Origin of the sequence: Paenibacillus sp. CCS19 (assembly GCF_033239625.1) — a bacterium.
Lineage (GTDB): Bacteria > Bacillota > Bacilli > Paenibacillales > Paenibacillaceae > Paenibacillus_T.
The window spans coordinates 194,563-212,446 of the sequence record NZ_BTCK01000002.1; the positions used below are offsets into that span (position 1 = coordinate 194,563).

Annotated in this window: 13 protein-coding genes; 11 read left to right on the top strand and 2 right to left on the bottom strand. The window is 48.9% G+C overall.

Annotation, left to right across the window (positions count from 1 at the left end):
• Nucleotides 1–14: 14 nt before the first annotated feature.
• Nucleotides 15–1,001: a glycoside hydrolase family 43 protein gene (locus SBI19_RS02965; protein ID WP_317964781.1), complete on the top strand. Its 987-nt coding sequence runs from the start codon at nt 15–17 to the stop codon at nt 999–1,001.
• A 510-nt stretch (nt 1,002–1,511) separates the two neighbouring features.
• Here SBI19_RS02965 and SBI19_RS29620 read toward each other — a convergent pair.
• Complete coding sequence (locus SBI19_RS29620; RefSeq protein ID WP_483312227.1) at nt 1,512–1,712, bottom strand: Loki-CTERM sorting domain-containing protein; 201 nt, start codon at nt 1,710–1,712, stop codon at nt 1,512–1,514.
• On the opposite strand from SBI19_RS29620, the gene SBI19_RS02970 reads away from it, so the two are divergent.
• From SBI19_RS02970 to SBI19_RS03010, 9 genes are all read left to right on the top strand, one after another.
• Nucleotides 1,677–2,837: an ABC transporter substrate-binding protein gene (locus SBI19_RS02970; protein ID WP_483312228.1), complete on the top strand. Its 1,161-nt coding sequence runs from the start codon at nt 1,677–1,679 to the stop codon at nt 2,835–2,837. The two genes, SBI19_RS29620 and SBI19_RS02970, sit on opposite strands and share 36 nt — an antisense overlap.
• 140 nt (nt 2,838–2,977) lie before the next feature.
• Nucleotides 2,978–4,303, top strand: a complete 1,326-nt coding sequence (locus SBI19_RS02975) for an ABC transporter substrate-binding protein (RefSeq protein ID WP_317964785.1) — start codon at nt 2,978–2,980, stop codon at nt 4,301–4,303.
• 194 nt (nt 4,304–4,497) lie between these two features.
• Entirely contained in the window at nt 4,498–5,898 is a 1,401-nt protein-coding gene (locus tag SBI19_RS02980) for an ABC transporter substrate-binding protein (RefSeq protein ID WP_317964787.1), read from the top strand.
• A gap of 51 nt (nt 5,899–5,949) precedes the next feature.
• Nucleotides 5,950–6,750, top strand: a complete 801-nt coding sequence (locus SBI19_RS02985; protein WP_317964789.1) for an ABC transporter substrate-binding protein — start codon at nt 5,950–5,952, stop codon at nt 6,748–6,750.
• A 180-nt stretch (nt 6,751–6,930) separates the two neighbouring features.
• Complete coding sequence (locus SBI19_RS02990; RefSeq protein ID WP_317964791.1) at nt 6,931–7,227, top strand: hypothetical protein; 297 nt, start codon at nt 6,931–6,933, stop codon at nt 7,225–7,227.
• Nucleotides 7,228–7,343: 116 nt separating this feature from the next.
• The gene (locus SBI19_RS02995; RefSeq protein WP_317964793.1) at nt 7,344–8,645 is read left to right on the top strand and encodes an ABC transporter substrate-binding protein; all 1,302 of its coding nucleotides are present in this window, start codon (nt 7,344–7,346) and stop codon (nt 8,643–8,645) included.
• Between the two features lie 255 nt (nt 8,646–8,900).
• A complete protein-coding gene (locus tag SBI19_RS03000) occupies nt 8,901–10,199 on the top strand; it encodes an ABC transporter substrate-binding protein (RefSeq protein WP_317964795.1) in 1,299 nt (432 codons plus the stop codon).
• Between the two features lie 24 nt (nt 10,200–10,223).
• Entirely contained in the window at nt 10,224–11,612 is a 1,389-nt protein-coding gene (locus SBI19_RS03005; protein ID WP_317964797.1) for an ABC transporter substrate-binding protein, read from the top strand.
• 216 nt (nt 11,613–11,828) lie between these two features.
• Nucleotides 11,829–14,690: an ABC transporter permease gene (locus tag SBI19_RS03010; protein ID WP_317964799.1), complete on the top strand. Its 2,862-nt coding sequence runs from the start codon at nt 11,829–11,831 to the stop codon at nt 14,688–14,690.
• Nucleotides 14,691–15,026: 336 nt separating this feature from the next.
• Here SBI19_RS03010 and SBI19_RS03015 read toward each other — a convergent pair whose 3' ends face one another.
• Nucleotides 15,027–16,169 carry a family 8 glycosyl hydrolase gene (locus SBI19_RS03015; protein WP_317964801.1) on the bottom strand — a complete coding sequence of 381 codons (1,143 nt, stop codon included), beginning with the start codon at nt 16,167–16,169 and terminating at the stop codon, nt 15,027–15,029.
• Nucleotides 16,170–16,313: 144 nt separating this feature from the next.
• Here SBI19_RS03015 and SBI19_RS03020 point away from each other — a divergent pair, with 144 nt between their 5' ends.
• Complete coding sequence (locus SBI19_RS03020) at nt 16,314–17,882, top strand: response regulator transcription factor (protein ID WP_317964803.1); 1,569 nt, start codon at nt 16,314–16,316, stop codon at nt 17,880–17,882.
• The last annotated feature ends 2 nt before the right edge of the window (nt 17,883–17,884 follow it).

Genomic DNA, 17,884 nt, shown 5'->3' on the forward strand with positions numbered 1-17,884 from the left:
AGGCCGATCTCGCAATGTCCAACGCACCAAAACCGAACCAGCCGATTGTTACGCATATTTACACAGCTGACCCATCCGCTCATGTATTCGATGGCAAAATATACATTTACCCGTCGCATGACCTCGACCACGATGGCCCAGACAACGATAACGGCGATCAATATGCGATGGAGGACTACCACATTCTGTCGCTCGATAACTTCGAATCGCCGGTAGTCGACCATGGCGAAGCGCTTCATGTACGTGATGTGCCTTGGGCTTCCAAGCAAATGTGGGCGCCAGACGCAGCATTCAAGAATAACACGTATTACTTGTTCTTCCCAGCGCGCGACCATGACGGCATCTTCCGTATCGGCGTAGCGACAAGCGACTCGCCAGCAGGTCCATTCAAGCCGGAAGAGAACTACATGGAAGGCAGCTACAGCATCGACCCTGCGGTGCTCGTTGATGAAGATAACGAAGCTTACATGTACTTCGGCGGCCTGTGGGGCGGCCAACTGGAGAAATGGCAAACAGGCACTTTCAAGCCTGAGGTTACGGAAGGTCCAGCGGCAGACGCACCAGCAATCGGTCCACGCGTCGTGCGCCTGAGCGAAGACATGAAGTCGTTCGCGTCGGAAATTCATGAAATCTCGATCGTTGACGAGGACGGCAATCCGATCGTCGCTGGCGACGAAGACCGTCGTTATTTCGAAGGCCCATGGATGCATAAGTACAACGGCTTGTACTACCTGTCGTACTCGACGGGTACGACGCATAAGCTTGTCTATGCAGTCGGCACGAATCCGATGGGACCGTTTACGTTCAAAGGTACGATCCTGACGCCGGTTATCGGCTGGACGACTCACCACTCCATCGTCGAGTTCGAGAACAAATGGTACCTGTTCTACCACGACTGCGAACTGTCGGAAGGCGTGAACCATAAGCGCTCTGTGAAATACACGGAGCTGAAGTACAATGAGGATGGTACGATCCAGACGATCGATCCTTATAAAGCGTAACTGTTAGACCAGAGCCCGATTCCATTACGGAATCGGGCTTTTTTTGTTGTGGGCAATGAATGTATTACGTCTTAGTAAGGGAATGGAAGTGCTAGATTTAGAAGGGTTTTCTATATTGTGGTCATTTTAGTACGTTTAATGTAAATATTTCAAGTGATTGCGATTGTGTTGAAGGAGGAGGAGTCGTGAGGTGTAGAGCGTACATAGCGAGCCGAAGAAGTGGGCGATTCTGGCAGCGATTTATTTATTCGATAATCACGGGAATCAGGCCAATTATTTAGTGAGTCGACCTTTGGCGTTCATGCAGATTAGGAATCGGCAGCCTGCTCGAGAGGCGCTGACGCAATATGCCGAGATGCTTGATACAGATTTCCAGACGTTTAGCCACGACTCGGATGCGTATGATTCGTGTATACGTCCATGGAACGTTTATTCGGATACTTGTGTGCAATAAGCGTGAAGAGACATGCAATTGCGATCGGCAAGAGTAAACATGAATGGGAGAGGAGTTTACTGGTGAGGAGCATCCATAGACTGATGGCAATCGTAATCATTATGATGTTGACCGGTTGCATGTCGTCGTCTTCGGCGGTGGATTACGATGATGCAGCTAACGGAGAGACAGAGAAGCAGCAGCTCTCCATCAAGCTCGTTTCCAGATGGAAGAGTGAACTGTTGACCCAGAAAATACAACGTTTTGCAGAAGAGCATCCGAATGTGGAGATAAAGATTGAGTGGGTTTACTCTTATATTGACCCATTAAATAAGTTTTGGGTTTTGTTTGCTCCATGGGCTCGGATCGAAAAGCCTTCCGAGCTATATGAGAACGCTAAGAATGTACCGGATATCGTGGAACTGGTCCCTTATCAAATGAGAGAGCTGTACCGTAAGGGAGTCATTGAACCGTTAAATATGAATGAAACAGACCTTGAAGAGTACACGATTAAGTCGGATGACGGTTACGTATTAGGAATCCGAAGCGAAATTAACCCGATGATTCTCTACTACAACAAGGATATATTCGCATCTCTCGGAATCGAAGCGCCAAACAACGAGTGGGATATGAATCGTCTGAACGACGCAATTATGCGGCTGAAGGCCGCAGGTGAAACGGTGTATATCCCACTATCACCTTTCACGCTGGAATGGGCAACAGGGATATATGGAGGACGCATTGTTGGTGTGGATGGCAGGACGTTTGAAGGCTACATTGATAGTGAAGAGGCGACCAAAGCAGCCAAGTGGATTACCGATATTGGAACGAAGATGGACTATGGTTCGACGGATATAGCGGATATTCGCCCGCCTATGCCTTATGATTTAGCGGCCGGGAAGATTGCGCTTGCTGTCGATTTTGCATACGGCTTTAATATATCCAATAAAAATAGCTACGAGGAGCTCGCGCAAGAAAACAACGGGCTCGGAATAGCAGCCTTGCCGGGCGAGAAGGAAGGTATTAATCCGGCACTTATATCAGGATTGTCGCTGACCTCGAATTCGCCTCATAAGGATGTGGCGATGCAGCTTATTCGCTATTTGATGAAGGATCGGGATTCATTGTATAGGGACATCGCCACGTATTCGCTTCAGGCAGCGACCAGATCGTTGAGCGAGCCAGTGGATGCTGCTAGAGAAGCGATTGTTATGCAAGCGATGTCAAAAGCCGTCCCAGCTGCGTTGTATCGGCATGAAGCAAATATTAATTTCTACGGCGTCATTCAAATTTCCCTTCCGCAACCGCTTCTCGATATTAGAAATGGGCAGGACGCAAGCGAGGCATTGAAGAGATACGCTTCTCAATTGGATGAGGAATTCGGATCCTTGGCTGATCACTAGCGATTACAATCGTGGTGAGAATGCTACAGTTGACAGTGAGATGCAAGGGTTGAACAACTAGAATATGACAGGCTTCATCCGTAACTATTGGGATATACAATACAGCTGGTAGGGGTTCGGATTGTAGAGGAGGTACCAAAATGTATCGTTTAATAAGAAGAAGGATCGTTACATTATCGATAGTCTTGGTTCTGCTGCTGCCTGCATCTGCATGCAGTAGACAATCAGATTTGATGGTGGATGAAGAGCATCTGTCAGGGAAACTGCGGATTGCAATCGACACAGGTGCGTCGAAGGGACAAGTACATCCGCTTGATCATTCCGTGACGGGGCCGATTTATGATCGCTTAATCGATTTTCAGGCTAAGCATCCCGATCTCGATATTGAAATGATCGATATTAGCTTTTTGACGAGTCAGGCCTCTACAATTCCTCAAGATCCACTGCCTGATATCATGGAGGTAGTGCCTTATCAGATTCGGTGGGTGGCCAATCCGAATGAGTTAGAAAACCTCGACACATTAATCCAAAATCTAGGTCTAGCAACACCCTATGAGCAGTTGATTGATAAGACGAGAGTGAATGGATCAGCTTGGATGCTTCCGATTAGTAACGAGCCGGTAATTGTCTATTACGATGAACAGGTGTTCGGTCAATTAGGTATTCCGTTGCCGGATGACAATTGGACATGGGATGATTTCATCTCTGCGTCGCGGCGGCTGGCTGAAGAAAACTACATGACTGATATTCCAGATTTTCCAGATGGTGGTTTCGGTGTAGTTGAGCCCATCATACAGGGGTTAGGAGGTACGTATGCATCGAATGATGGGATGCACTTCTCCGGATATCTGGACAGTGAATCAACAGTTTCGGCATTCAATCGTTATGTCTCGGATATAAGAGAGCAGCGATCCAAACGTATGAGTGTGATTGGCAAGAGTTCTTACTTTAATTTTGATCAAGTGGCACTTGGAATGGGCAGACCTTCTGAACTATACAACTTGCTTAACGACAATATGAACCTGCGAATTACCCGAATGCCGTTGTTTGCGGATGGGAAACGGCATAATACAACCTATATATCCGGGTTGGCGATATTTAGTCAGTCAAAGAACAAGGCAGCGGCAGAGGCGCTCCTGAAAGAATTAGCAGGTAACGGTGAAGACGCTGTGAACTTCGCTAACTATAATGCGCTGGGGAATAGGGACCATAGATTCAGCGACAGTCCTCTTGTACAGCAGGAAGAACTGATGCGAGTGATGGATTTGGAAACGATGGTTGCTACACCTTCAACCTTCCAGCTTAATCCAGGCTTTCTTGGTAATTATGGTATCCTGTATTTGCCTCCTGCTAATATTACAGACGCTATCAAGGAGTTGTTCGAGCCTGATTCAATCGAGCCTGTCCTCCAAAATCTTACTCACGCCGTCGAGTCGAAGTTTCCAGACCAAAGAGGTAAATGGTAGCAAGAAAGCAGCATTACAAGCGTGAATAATTCAATCTATAGAGCCCGATTCCATTACGGAATCGGGCTTTTATTTCGTACAGAGAGCAATCAAGTTTTATATATGCGAAGTTCTAGAATCCGACGGGTTTTCTATAAAGTGGATGATTTAGTAAGTTTAATGTAATCGCTAACGAGAAAACGAGGGCCGACGATATGCGTGACACCATTGATATGTTGAAGAGATACGCTGCTCAGTCGGAAGAATTCAGCATCTTGGCTCTCGTTAGCGTGGGGAACGAGATTCAAGCATTTTTACAAAGGGTGGTTATGATGCGGCAATGCTTCGTTGGCATTCTCTTATTTATTGTTATTCTGATATCCGGTTGTACAAGCCTGAACGCTCAGAAGGATATTCTGCAGCCTGCAGACGACGAGAAACAATTACTTACGATCCAATTAATCTCTTGGAACACCATACTGCCGAAAGAACACCTATTGGCGCATAAAATCGAGCTGTTCCAGCAAGAACATCCTAATGTGGAGATCAAGATCGACTGGCATCAAGGTTATGGTAATGGGCGAAAGGCATCATGGTTCAAAACAACAGATCCGTCCTATCTGTATGACGACGATGCGCAGAAAACACCGGATATCGTTGAACTTGTGCCTAATCAAGTGAAAGATTTGTATCGACTTGGCAGGATCGAACCTTTAAACATGAATGAATCCGTGCTTGATGAATACGTGGTTACTTCTAATGATGGTTATGTTCTCGGCATCAAGAGCAAAGTCAATCCGCTGCTTCTCTACTATAACAAGGAAATATTCGAATCATTAGGTATTGATCCACCTTCGGAGCAGTGGGGGATTAGTGAGCTTAATAAGGCAATTGGCATTCTGAAAGCTGCGGGTTATGAGGTTTACATCCCGTTGTCACCGTACACATTGGAGTGGGCAGCCAGTCTGTTTGGCAGTCGAATTGTGGGGGCTGACGGTACAACATTCACGGGCTACTTGGACAGTGAAGAGACGTTAAAGGCCGCCAGATGGATCTCAAGCATTGGTACGAAGATAGAATTTCCAGAAGGTTCTAATACAGAAAATATGTTTCCTTATATTTTGATGGAAGGGAAGACCGCGCTGGCAATCGAGTATGCATACGGTTTTTTACCATCAAGTGTGAACAGCTATGAGGAAATCGCACAGCGTAACGAACAGGTTCATATAGCTGGAGTACCAAGAGGAGAGAACGGCATTAATCCGGCCCAAATATCTGCGCTATCGTTAACCTCGAGATCCAAATCCAAAGACTTGGCTATGCAATTACTACGGTATCTAACCAAGGATAGAAGCACACTTAATTCAAATATTGCAACGCATACGTTAAACGCTTTTATGAAGGAGCTTAATATGCCCGTGAGCGAAGAACGAAAATCCACAATTTTGGAAGAAATGAAGCGCTCAGTGCCGGCAACGCTTTACATGCATGAGAACACTAGAGCGGTGATTCATACCTACTATAAAACAGCCATACCTAATCCGCTTATAGCGATCAGAGATGGTCAAGGCGGGATTGATCAACTGAAGCAATATATCGTTCAATTGCAGCAATGAGAAGAAATAAAATCAATTTTACTCCATACCTCGCCACAAGGGGGGACATTCGTGAAAAAAGCCTTCCTCGGTATTCTACTGTTGATGAGCTTGTGCTTAACAGGCTGTGCATCGTCGCAAGGCGATCAATATAGGATGGCAAATACAATTCCAGAGAAACAGAAGTTAACGGTGGAGCTTGTGTCCTGGTTTAGAGGGAACGATCGGCATTGGCTCGCCCGCAGAATCGAACAATTCGGCAGCGAGCATCCGAATGTAGAAATTAAGATTCATTGGAACCCTCATGATGTACTAAAGGCATCGTGGGATAAAAGTAAAGAGCCCGCTTATTTGTACGAGGAAGCACCCAGCGTTGAAGTTCCGGATCTCGTCGAGCTGGCGCCAGATCAGATGCGAGAACTCTATCGCCTAGGGAAGCTTGAGCCATTGAATATGAACAGCACCTCGCTTAAAGATTTCGTTATCTCATCAACAGATGGTTATGTGATCGGTGTTATTAGCAAGATAAACCCGCTGCTCATCTACTATAACCAATCAGTCTTTGAGGTGCTTGATCTTGATCCCCCTACGGAGGAGTGGGGAGTCAAGGAACTGAACGAAGTGATACACAAGCTAAAGGCAGCTGGGGAAGGGGTATTCATCCCGATGTCACCATATACATTCGAATGGGCAACCAGTCTATTCGGGGGACGAATTGTAGCGAGTGATGGCATGACATACTTGAGCTATATTGACAGCAATGAGGCTGTTCAAGGGGCGGAATGGCTTGCAGGTATCGGGACGGATGTCAAATTCGTGGATATTACGAAGGAACCAGTGCCAATGCCGTATTGGTTAATTAACGGGAAGTAGGCGTTCGCAGTAGAGTATGCGTATGGTTATAATCCTGGAAATACGAACAGCTACGAGGAGATCATTCAGCAGAACGATCAAGTTGCAATAGCAGATTTGCCTAAAGGATTGAATGGTATAAATCCTGCTCAAGTCTCAGGCTTGTCACTAACGTCACAGTCAACACACAAAGCGTTGGCGATGGAATTGCTCCGTTACTTGACTGCAGATCCAGATTCATTCTACAAAGGTGTTGCACGGAATACGCTGCAGGCGAATGCGAAGAGCAGCGATATCGCAATCAACCCGGATAGGCTTGCTATCGTGACAAGAGAGATGGAGCATTCCGTACCGGCAGCCTTTTATTTGAATCTGGTTACCGGCAATCTTACCTATACGAATTTGTATTCTGGAGTTCCCGCTTTAACGGCAATTCGTGATGGACAGCCTGCTGATGCGGAACTCAAGAAATATGCAATGATGCTCGAACGACAATGATAAGGCGTTATGCGTATTGATGTTGCAATTCCGTTAGTTCACGCCATACTGAACGGCGATTCAAGAGCAAACATGGTGAGGAAAGGAATGTGTTAATGAGGAACATCCATAGATTTATGGCAATTGTAATCTGCCTGACGTTGACCGGTTGTATGTCGTCGTCGCCAACGATGGAATATGATCATAACTCTGCCGGGGAGGCAGGTAAGCAGCAACTCTCCATTACACTCGTTTCCAGATGGAAAAGTCAATTATTAGTTCAGAAGCTCCAACGTTTTACAGAAGAGCATCCGGATGTGGAGATTAAGATCGAGTGGGCCAACTCCTATAATGACCTGGTTAGCGATCAATATGTTATGTTCGCTCCTTGGACTCGAATCGAACATCCTTCTGAGCTGTATAAGGACGCGAAGAATGTACCAGATATCGTGGAGTTGGTCCCTAACCAAATGAGAGAGCTGTATCACAGGGGAATCATTGAGCCGTTGAACATCAATGAAACGGACCTAGACGAGTACACGATCAAGTCGGATGACGGTTACGTATTAGGCACTCGAAGCAAGATTAACCCGATGATTCTCTATTATAACAAGGATATATTCGCAATGTATGGCATCGAAGCGCCAAACGACGGGTGGGATATAAATAGTCTGAACGATGCGATTGTCAAGTTGAAAGCTGCGGGTGAAACGGTGTATATCCCGCTATCGCCTTTTACACTGGAATGGGCAACAGGGCTATATGGAGGACGCATTGTTGGAGTGGATGGCAGGACGTTTGAAGGCTACATGGATAGCGAAGAGGCGACCAAGGCAGCCAAGTGGATTACCGATATTGGTACGAAGATGGACTATCATGCTCACATTGTTACGGATATGCAACCTCCTATGCCCTATGATTTAGCGGCCGGGAAGATTGCGCTTGCTGTCGATTTTGCGTATGGCTTCAATCTATCTACTTCGATGAAAAATAGTTACGAGGAGATCGCACAAGAAAACAACGGAATCGGAATTGCGGCCTTGCCTGGCGTGAAGGATGGTATCAATCCCGCATTCATATCAGGATTGTCGCTGACCTCGAAGTCACCTCATAAGGGTATGGCGATGCAACTGATAAGCTATTTAATGAAGGATCGGGATTCGTTATATAAGGATATCGCCACGTATACACTTCAAGCAGCGACCAGTTCGTTGAATGAGTCAGTGGATGCAGCTAGGGAAGCGATTCTCATACAATCGATGGCTAGAGCTGTTCCAGCGACTTTGTATTGGCATGAAGCCCATACGAATTTTTACGATGCCATTCAATTATCGCTGCCGCAACAGCTGCTTGCGATCAGAAACGGACAGGAGGCAAGTGAGGAGTTGAAGAGGTACGCTTCTCAATTGGAAGACGAGTTCGGACGCCTGGCTGATTAGTGAGTAGAAACTAAATGTAACTGACTTAGAAATGAGAGGTGAAAGACTGGAATATGAGGGGTTTATATTTGTGGTATATATAGTAATTTATAGTTATTAATGTAACTGTAATAGTAGATGGTGACTTAATGAGATGCCACACACATTGATGTTCTAACGTATCGCTGGTGATGATGTCTGTGCGCAGAGATAGAAAGCAGAAACAACAAACAACAAACCATGGAGGAGGAAGGGAACAAGTAAAGGGTGATTGATGTGAAATATATCTTAAAGGTCATACTTTTAGTCTTGCTCATTTGCCTCTCTGGCTGCTCATCAACTAGCAGCACTGCAGAGCAGACGCTCGATGAAACAGAGAAGCAGACGCTGACGATTGAACTGTTGTCCATAAATGCCTCTGCGGGTAACGGCCATCATTTGCTGGGGCAGAAGATTAAGCGTTGGGCTGAGGCACACCCGAATGTAAGCGTAACGATTCGATGGAAGATGAATGATTTTGACAGAATCCCCAAACCCTCCTGGGAACGAATGGAAGTGCCGTCTGCTCTGTACAAGGACGCTGCGGATGTGCCGGATATCGTAGAGTTGGTTCCGAATCAAATGCGAGATTTATATAACTTGGGAAAGATCGAGCCCCTGAATATAAAAGAATCTGCGCTAGACGATTTCGTTATTACGTCAAGCGACGGCCATGTGCTTGGTGTGAAGAGCAAGATCAATCCGATGGTTGTCTATTATAATCAGGAAGTGTTTCATCAGCTGGGGCTTGAATCGCCTACGAAGCTATGGGATGCAGCACAGCTGGGCGATGCTGTTACGAGACTCAAATCCGCTGGTTATGACGTATACATTCCGGTTTCTCCTTATACTTTGGAGTGGGCGGTCAGCCTGTTCGGGGGACGTATGATTGCTGCTGATGGGGCAACCTTCACCGGCTATTTGGATAGTGATGATGCCGTCAAGGGAGCCCAGTGGTTGGCTAACTTCGACACGAATATGGATCGAGAATGGAAGGGGGAAACGCTCGCCCCTATGCCTTATGATTTGTTGGATGGCAAATATGCTCTGGCCGTAGAGTATGCCTATGGCTTCAATGCCGGCGCCACGGATAGCTATGAAGCTATCGTACAGGCGAATGGGCAGATAGGGGTTGCTGCCCTCCCTGCAGGAACGAATGGAATCAATCCTGCTCTAGTGTCCGGCCTCTCGATTACTTCCAAGTCCACTCACCAAGCATTGGCGATGCAGCTGCTGCGAGATTTGACATCGGATAAGGAATCGCTGTATTCCGATATTGCTATGCATACGATGGAAGCAAACGAGGACAAGCTGGATGAACCGGCTGATGAAGAGAGGAAAGCTCTTATCCTTGACGAAACCAAGCGCTCTGTTCCAGCTACCTTGTATATGCATGAATTCAATGCGGCAGTGTCCTTCACTTTGATTTGGGGTGGGAATCCCAGCCCATTGAAGGATATTCGGAACCATCTGCCAATTCGTGATGCGTTGAAGCGATACGCGAGTCAGATGGAAGAGTCGCGAGGCACCTCTTAATTGTGCAATAGGGAGATTGATCTGATGGAAATAAAGAATTCTAACGATCCGCCTGATCGAGTTCATCCTCGTGTCGGTTTGTTGAGAATAACGGTGCTCGGCATGCTTGTGTCGATGCTCGTTCTACTATCTGGTTGCAGAATGGCGGCATCGGATAGAGAAGCAGGTGGTTACGTCGATGAAAATGCCGCAGATGAATCCTTAACGGTCCAACTTGTTGCGGCGAATGGCGCCATGTACGGCATCGAGCATCATCGTATGGCTCAGCGCATCCAGGGATTCCGCCAACTGTTTCCGAATACCGACATTACGATCCGCTGGGTGCAAGACTATAACATCATGGATGCGAGCCATCAATCCAAGAGGACGAGTTGGATCCGGAGCGATACGCCGACCGATCTATTTACAGCTGCGAAGGACGTTCCGGATATAGTCGAGCTTGTGCCGAACCAGATGAAGGAGTTATATCGGCTTGACAGAATCGAAGCTTTGAATTTGAATCGAACAGCTGTTAAAGACGATGTAATCGCTTCTAATGACGGTTATGTCTTAGGTGTGAAGAGCAAAATCAATCCGATGATTGTTTACTATAATAAGTTGGTTTTCCAGGGGCTTGGACTAGAAACGCCAAGTGAAGAATGGGACCTGGATAAGCTGAACGATACGATCGTTAGACTGAAGGCGGCGGGAGAGACGGTCTATATACCGCTTAACCCGTATACGTTGGAATGGGCGGCAAGCTTGAAGGGCGGACGAATTGCAGCGGCGGATGGGATTACATACAGCGGCTATTTGGATAGTGATGAGACGGTGCAAGGTGTAGAGTGGCTCGCTAGTGTCGGAACGAAATATCGAGAGAAAATCGTGGCGAACATTATTCCGCCGGCGATGCCCTTTGATTTGCTGGATGGAGAGATTGCTCTTGCCGTCGATTACGCGGTAGTGAGCGATCCGAATAATTACGAGGAGATCTCGCAGCGTGACGACAGGTTCGGAATCGTCGGACTGCCTTTAGGTACGACCGGCATCAATCCAGCGCAGGTATCCGGATTATCGATACCCTCCCAGTCGAAGCACAAAGAGATGGCAATGAAGCTGCTGAACTTTCTGCTGCAGGATACGGACGCTCTGTATTCGGATATCGCCGACTATACGCTGCAGGCTAACATGAAACCATTCTCAGTACCCGTCAGTCAGGAGAGGAAGGCACTCATCCTTAGAGCGATGAAGCGATCCGTACCGGCTATCCTCTATATGCATGAGGAAGCATTCCCGATGACTTATTTCTCACAGTGGCATAGTCCGAAGCCTCTAGCAGACATCCATAACGGCCAGCCGATTCGCGAGGCGCTGCATCGGTATGCGATGGAGCTGGAGGGGGAATGGAAAGCAGTTGGAGCCGAGACGAAATAGTTGGGGCAGTGCCGCATCGATTCGTAATCGGATCCCGAACCGCTGCAAGCGATAAGAGAAGGCAACAAAGTGGAAGAGGCGTTAAAGCGGTATAGCGGTGATCTAGAGGGGTGAATTAGGAATCCGATAGCAGCATTAACTAGCATATGACAGGTTTTAACTAAATGGATTTAACAGTATTTTATAGTTATATATGGGTGTATACGAGGTGAACCGATGGGCTTGTTGACGATGATTGCACGCAAAATGGCTCGAAACAAATGGCTTCAGCTGAATTTATGGTTTGGATTAACGATATGCGTGGCGCTGTTCTGCTCCATGCCGTTGTATTCGAATGCGATTTCACAGCGAACCTTTGTCCGAGAGCTGCAAGAGGTGCAGAGCCAGAAGTCGGTCTATCCAGGGATGGTCGAAATCAGCACGACGGTGTCTTCGCATGCGATGGATGAGGCGACGAAGCGGAAGATTGCGGAGGCCGAGGCGTTCGTTAAGACGATTCCGCAGCAGATGGGCATTGAGGCAAGATCGTTCTATGAACAGAAGTTTACGCAGAAAATGAGAATATATGGCGTGACCGCAACAGACGAGGAGAAGCGTTGGCAGAATACGATCGGCGGCTTCAGGTCGCTTACCGACATGAAGAAGCGAGTCCGCCTGATCGACGGCCGGATGCCGTCCGATCGGCAGGATGGCATTATTGAAGCGCTCGTCACGCAGCCCTTCCTGTTCGAGCTGAAGCGAGGGATGGGCGACGAGCTCGTCGTGGAATCGATGTCGGATAAGCGTCAGCGTTTCCGCGTCATTCCGGTCGGCATTATGGAGACGGACCCGAAGGCGGATCCGTTTTTGCCTTTTCGCACCGATGAGGTCGTTGACGGCTTCATGATTCCCGAGCAGCAGTTCGACCGCGAATTCACGCAAGGCGGCAAGGCGACGATCATGAATATCGAGTGGCGTTATGCGATGAATTTCGAACAGCTGACGCTTGAAGCGGTCGACCGATTCGTTGCGGCGGATCATGCGGTACGGCGTTATTTTCAAACGGGGATAGGCGTTGCAGAAGTGAACATTCCGGTGACCGATACGGTCGCCTCGTACCAGGGCAAGCAGCAGAAGCTGGAGATTATGATGCTGTCGCTCTACGCGCCGGTTATGTTGATGCTTGCCTTCTACCTGTACATGGCTGCGAATCTGATCATTGAACGACAGAAGACGGAGATTTCCGTCCTTCGCAGCCGCGGCGCCAGCCGATCGCAAATTATGCTCGTCTACACGCTGGAGGGTCTCCTGCTCGGAGCAAGCGCGCTTGCTCTCGGCCCGCTGATCGGCATTATGATTACGAAGCTGTTAGGTGCTTCGAACGGTTTTCTATCCTTCGTTCAGCGGTCGGCGCTGGAGGTCAGTCTCGGCAGCGGTGCCTACAGGATTGCGGCTTCCGCCGTAGGCGCAGCGATCCTGCTCATTCTGATTCCGGCTTTGCTGGCGTCGAGAGCGACCATCGTCGACCACAAACGGCAAATGGCGCGAATGACCCGAATGTCCGTCTGGCACAAGACAGGACTGGATATCATCTTCGTTGGCTTCGCGATCTACCTGTTGCATACGTTCAACAAGCAGCAGGAGGATCTGAAGAAGCTGGCGCTCGATTCGAGCAGCTTCCAGATCGATCCGATGTTGTTCCTGATGCCTGCGGTATTCGCGCTCGGGGCGGGGCTTCTCGTCCTGCGAGTCTATCCGTGGTTCGTTCGACTGATTTATGTGGCGGGGCGTAGATGGTGGTCGCCTGCGCTGTATCATTCGCTCGTGGTGATCAGTCGCTCGTCAGGACAATATCTTACGATCAAAGTGTTTCTAATCATGACCGTAGCGACAGGATTGTTCAGCGCTAACGCGGCGCGAACGATCAATGATAATATGGAGAGCAAAATCCGTTACGCTTCCGGTGCGGATGTCGTGCTTATGACCGAGTGGAACAATGACTCGGAAGGGGTTGTCGCACAACACTCCGGCGCTGCAATGGTCGGGGCGAAGCGAATTCAATATGCCGAGCCTCCCTATCAGCTGGTTCAGGGGCTTGCTGGCGTGGAGTCGACCGCGAGGGTATTCCGCAGAGATGACGCGATATTCTTCGAGCGCAAGAGCGGCAAGGGCGGGGATGCAACGGTAATAGGCATCGACACAAAGGAGTTCGGCCAGACGGCATGGATGAAGGATGGATTGCTGCATTCGCACATCAATAATTATTTGAATCTGATTTCCCCTAATCCGCAGGCTGTGCTTGTGTCCCGATCGATTGCCGATGAGAGCGGGGTGAAGCCGGGCGATGCGATCCGCTTATTCTGGAACGGTCTGCCTCAGGCGCAGTTCACCGTATATGGCATTATTGATTATTGGCCGTCCTGGAATCCGCTGCCTAGCGGATTCGCTACGGACAATAACGGCAAACCGAAGATGCCGCATCTGGTCGTCGGTCATCTGAGCACCATCCAGAAGCGGCTTGCGACGGAGCCGTATGAAGTATGGATGAAGTTGAAGGATGGGACTGCGAGCGAGCAAATCTACAGTCAGCTGGAGAAGCGGGGAGTTCCTGTCAAGAGTCTAAGCGATACGGAACAGAAGCTTGTCCAATCGATGAATGATCCGTTCCGGCTCGCGATCAACGGGGTCATGACGCTCGGCTTCGTGATCTCGATGCTGATCTGTTTCCTGGGTTTCCTGCTGTTCTGGGTGTTGACGTTGTCTGGACGGACGCTGCAATATGGGGTGCTGCGTGCGATGGGCATTCCTTTCGCGCAGATTACCGGGATGTTAGTGAGCGAACAAGTCCTAACCTCAGGCGCAGCGATCGTGATCGGGGTGTTGATTGGCAATCTGACAAGCGATTTATATGTGCCGCTATTCGAAATGTCGTTCTCGACTGCGACGCAGGTTCCGCCGTTCCAGATTGTGCGAACGACTGGAGATTATTTGCACTTATACGCCATCATCGGCTCCATGATGCTGATCGGTCTGTACATCCTCGTCAGCCGCTTGTCCCGTATGCGGATTGCTCAAGCGTTAAAGCTGGGCGAGGAGTAGTTCCGACAAGAGTGACCGACAAGGCAAGCGGCAGCACAACAATGCTGGGTAAATGCTGGTGCGCTGAACGAGAGAAGCTCGATTCCATTATGGAATCGGGCTTTTTAAGTTATTTTTCGAAAGTGCTATAATTTTTAGGGTAGACAGCCATATATCATTGGGTTGAAGGGGTGTTGCTTTCAGCGTTACACTCTTTTTATAATGGATAAAAACGTGTTTTTATACGCGTTTTCAATCTTTCACATCGAACCACCAATTCGCGCACAACAAATAACGAGCGCTCTCGGTTGCGGCTGAGAGCGCTCGTCGTATCAGATGTGAAACTTATGGGAAACTTTAGTAAATACGATAATTGCCGCTCAGTGCCAGCAGGGTGAAGAAGTACAGGCAGTTGTCGTAATAGCGGCGTTCTCCGGAACGCAGCGGCGTGTCCCAGAACAAACGCACGAAGTGTTCGGCGTCTGGGCCATTCGCAGCGAGCGATGCGGCGGCGTTCGTTGCCAGCAAGCCGATCGGATGGAGCGAAAGCTCTTCGAATGGCGTGCCGTCGATCTGATAGCGGCGGTAATCCGCAACGTCAATATTACGGAAGAAGCGCTGCAACCGGTTCGATTGTCCGACCTGCCATTCGTCTCGGCGGAACCATTCCCAGTCGATGGCGATGTTCGCAGCGGTGCGGTAAGCATCGCTGAAGAAGTGACGGAAGTCGCCGTGCCGCTGCACGGGAGCCGGCGTTCCATCATAGTTCGCATACTCCGGCGACAGTCCTGTCTCTGGGTGACAAGCTGTGTGCAGATAAGCGCGGCTTGCAGCCGCTGCTTCTTGCCAGAACGGACGGTCTTGCTCATCGGCATACAGGGCGAACAGCTCATAGAAGTGAGGCAAGTGATACGAAGGATCGCTGAACGGCGACTCCGGAATGAACTTGATCAGCTTCGTAGACGCATCCCACATCGGGTCGCCTTCGCCTTGCTCGCCTTGATGCAGACAGGCACGCAGAATGATGCGAGCTTGATTCGCGTAGTCGAACGGCGCGGGCCCGTCTCCCCAGCGGTTCGATGCGAACAGCAGCGCCATCGCATAGAACTCTTCGCCATCCGGAGCTGGACCTTGCGAGAGCCTGGTTCCATCTGGCTTGCAATGCCAAGCGAAGTAATCTTTATATCGGCCTTCCGTATGCTGCATGTAGGTTTTGGAAAACTTCCATAGACGGTCGAATACGTCCTTCTTATTCATCTGGACTGCCATCATCATGCCGTAGGACATGCCTTCGGTGCGGACGTCGAGATTGCCCGTATCGAGCATATAGCCCATATCGTCACCGAGCGGGTAATAGATGCGGACATCTTCAGCTCCGTCGAATAAATCAGACCAAGTCTGCTCGATTCTAGCGTTGATCTGCTGTTCGGTGTAACCGATTTCCTGGAACAGATTGCGATATTGGCCGGTGTAATAGGCGCCGGAAGCGATCATTTCCATTGGTTAATCCTCCATGTAAGATGAATATGAGTTTGCCTTCATCATAACACAGTAATTATTGAACAAATTGTAGTTTCTTCCCTACAAACTATAGCAATCTGCCGGGCAAGCGGGTAGAGACACCATTCAAGCGAGGTGCTGCAGATGTTTACCGCCATCATTGTCGACGACGAGTTATTCGTTCGCAAAGGTTTGATCGGATTAATGGATTGGGAAGCTAGCGGCTTTCAAATTATTGGAGAAGCTGATGATGGAGAAGACGCGCTCGCTCTAATTAAGGAGAAGAATCCGGATCTGGTCATTACCGATATTCGGATGCCGATATTAGATGGAATCGGACTCATTCAGGCTGCTGCGAACGAACAGCTGAGCTCTTCGTTCATTATTATTAGCGGTTACCATGATTTCAGCTATGCGCAGCAGGCGATGCGGCATGGCGTTATGGACTATGTGGTGAAGCCGATCGATGAGGATGAGCTGAAGGACGCGCTCGCCAGAATCCGTGAAAAGCTGTCCATCAAGAAGGCGCAGGAGGAGCAGGTCAACAAACATCGGGAAGAGCGGCAGATGGAACTCCTTATTCGTGGTGAACTTAAGGAGACTGATTTGACACTGTGGAATTCGATGTGGCCTGACGCTCGGAGCTTCACCTATGTGCTGTTTGAAATCAATGATGTGCTTCCGTGGAACGGTAACGTCATGCCGATGAACGATATGGTTCACAATGGTATACGTGCGGCTATTCAAGACGCTGCTCGTTCCAGCGTTGAGACTATGCTGTACAGCCATCGCCAAAGCTATGGCGCCATTATTCCGAACGTCGATCTGACGATACATGGCGGCAGCATGCGTCGAATGCTCGAATGTGTGCTGCACCGGCTTCGCGAGCGGTTCCAGTTGACGTGGCGCATATTTGCAGGTAAGCCGGTTAATGATTTGATGCAGCTGAAGCAGTCGTATATGACGGCGAAGGAAGCGATGCAGTTCAAGCTCATGAAGGCCGACGAACCGATTATTCTGTTCGCTGACGTCGAGGGACAAAGCCTTTACTATAAATATCCGGACGACGAGATTTACCGGCAGTTGACCGAGGCTGTTGAGGAGAATAATCTTGCATCGATGCAGCAATCGATTGCGCGGCTGTTCGCGACCTTCCAGGAGCAGGCTTTCTCGCCGGAAGCGATCAAATCGGCAATCGTGCAATGCGTGCTCAATCTTGTGAAGTCGATTCGCGGTCTGGACGGAGACGAGAAGGATCTTCAAAGTTTGGAGTCCGTCATGAATTGGCATGATTACAGCATTACGATGAATGAGCTAAGGCGGTTGTTCGAATTGTTCGTTATTGAAGCCGCTGCATTATTCAGCAAGCTCTACGGTGCCTCCGGCAAGGGCAGTATTCAGAAGATCAAGAGCTATGTAGATCGCAACTTCCATCAGAACTTGAGCTTAAAGAGCATATCCGCGCAGTTTTACATGAATTCGGCTTACCTCGGACAGCTGTTCAAGAAGAGCTTCGGCGTCTACTTCAATGATTATTTGCACCAGCTTCGCATCGCAGAGGCCAAGAAGCTGCTCCGTCAGAAGGAGCTTCGCATCTATGAGATCGCCGAGCGGGTCGGCTTCAATAATGCGGATTACTTCGTGACCCAATTCGAGAAGCTGGAGAAGGTGACGCCGTCCGAATATCGCAATCGAATGAACAACCAAGGCTAGGA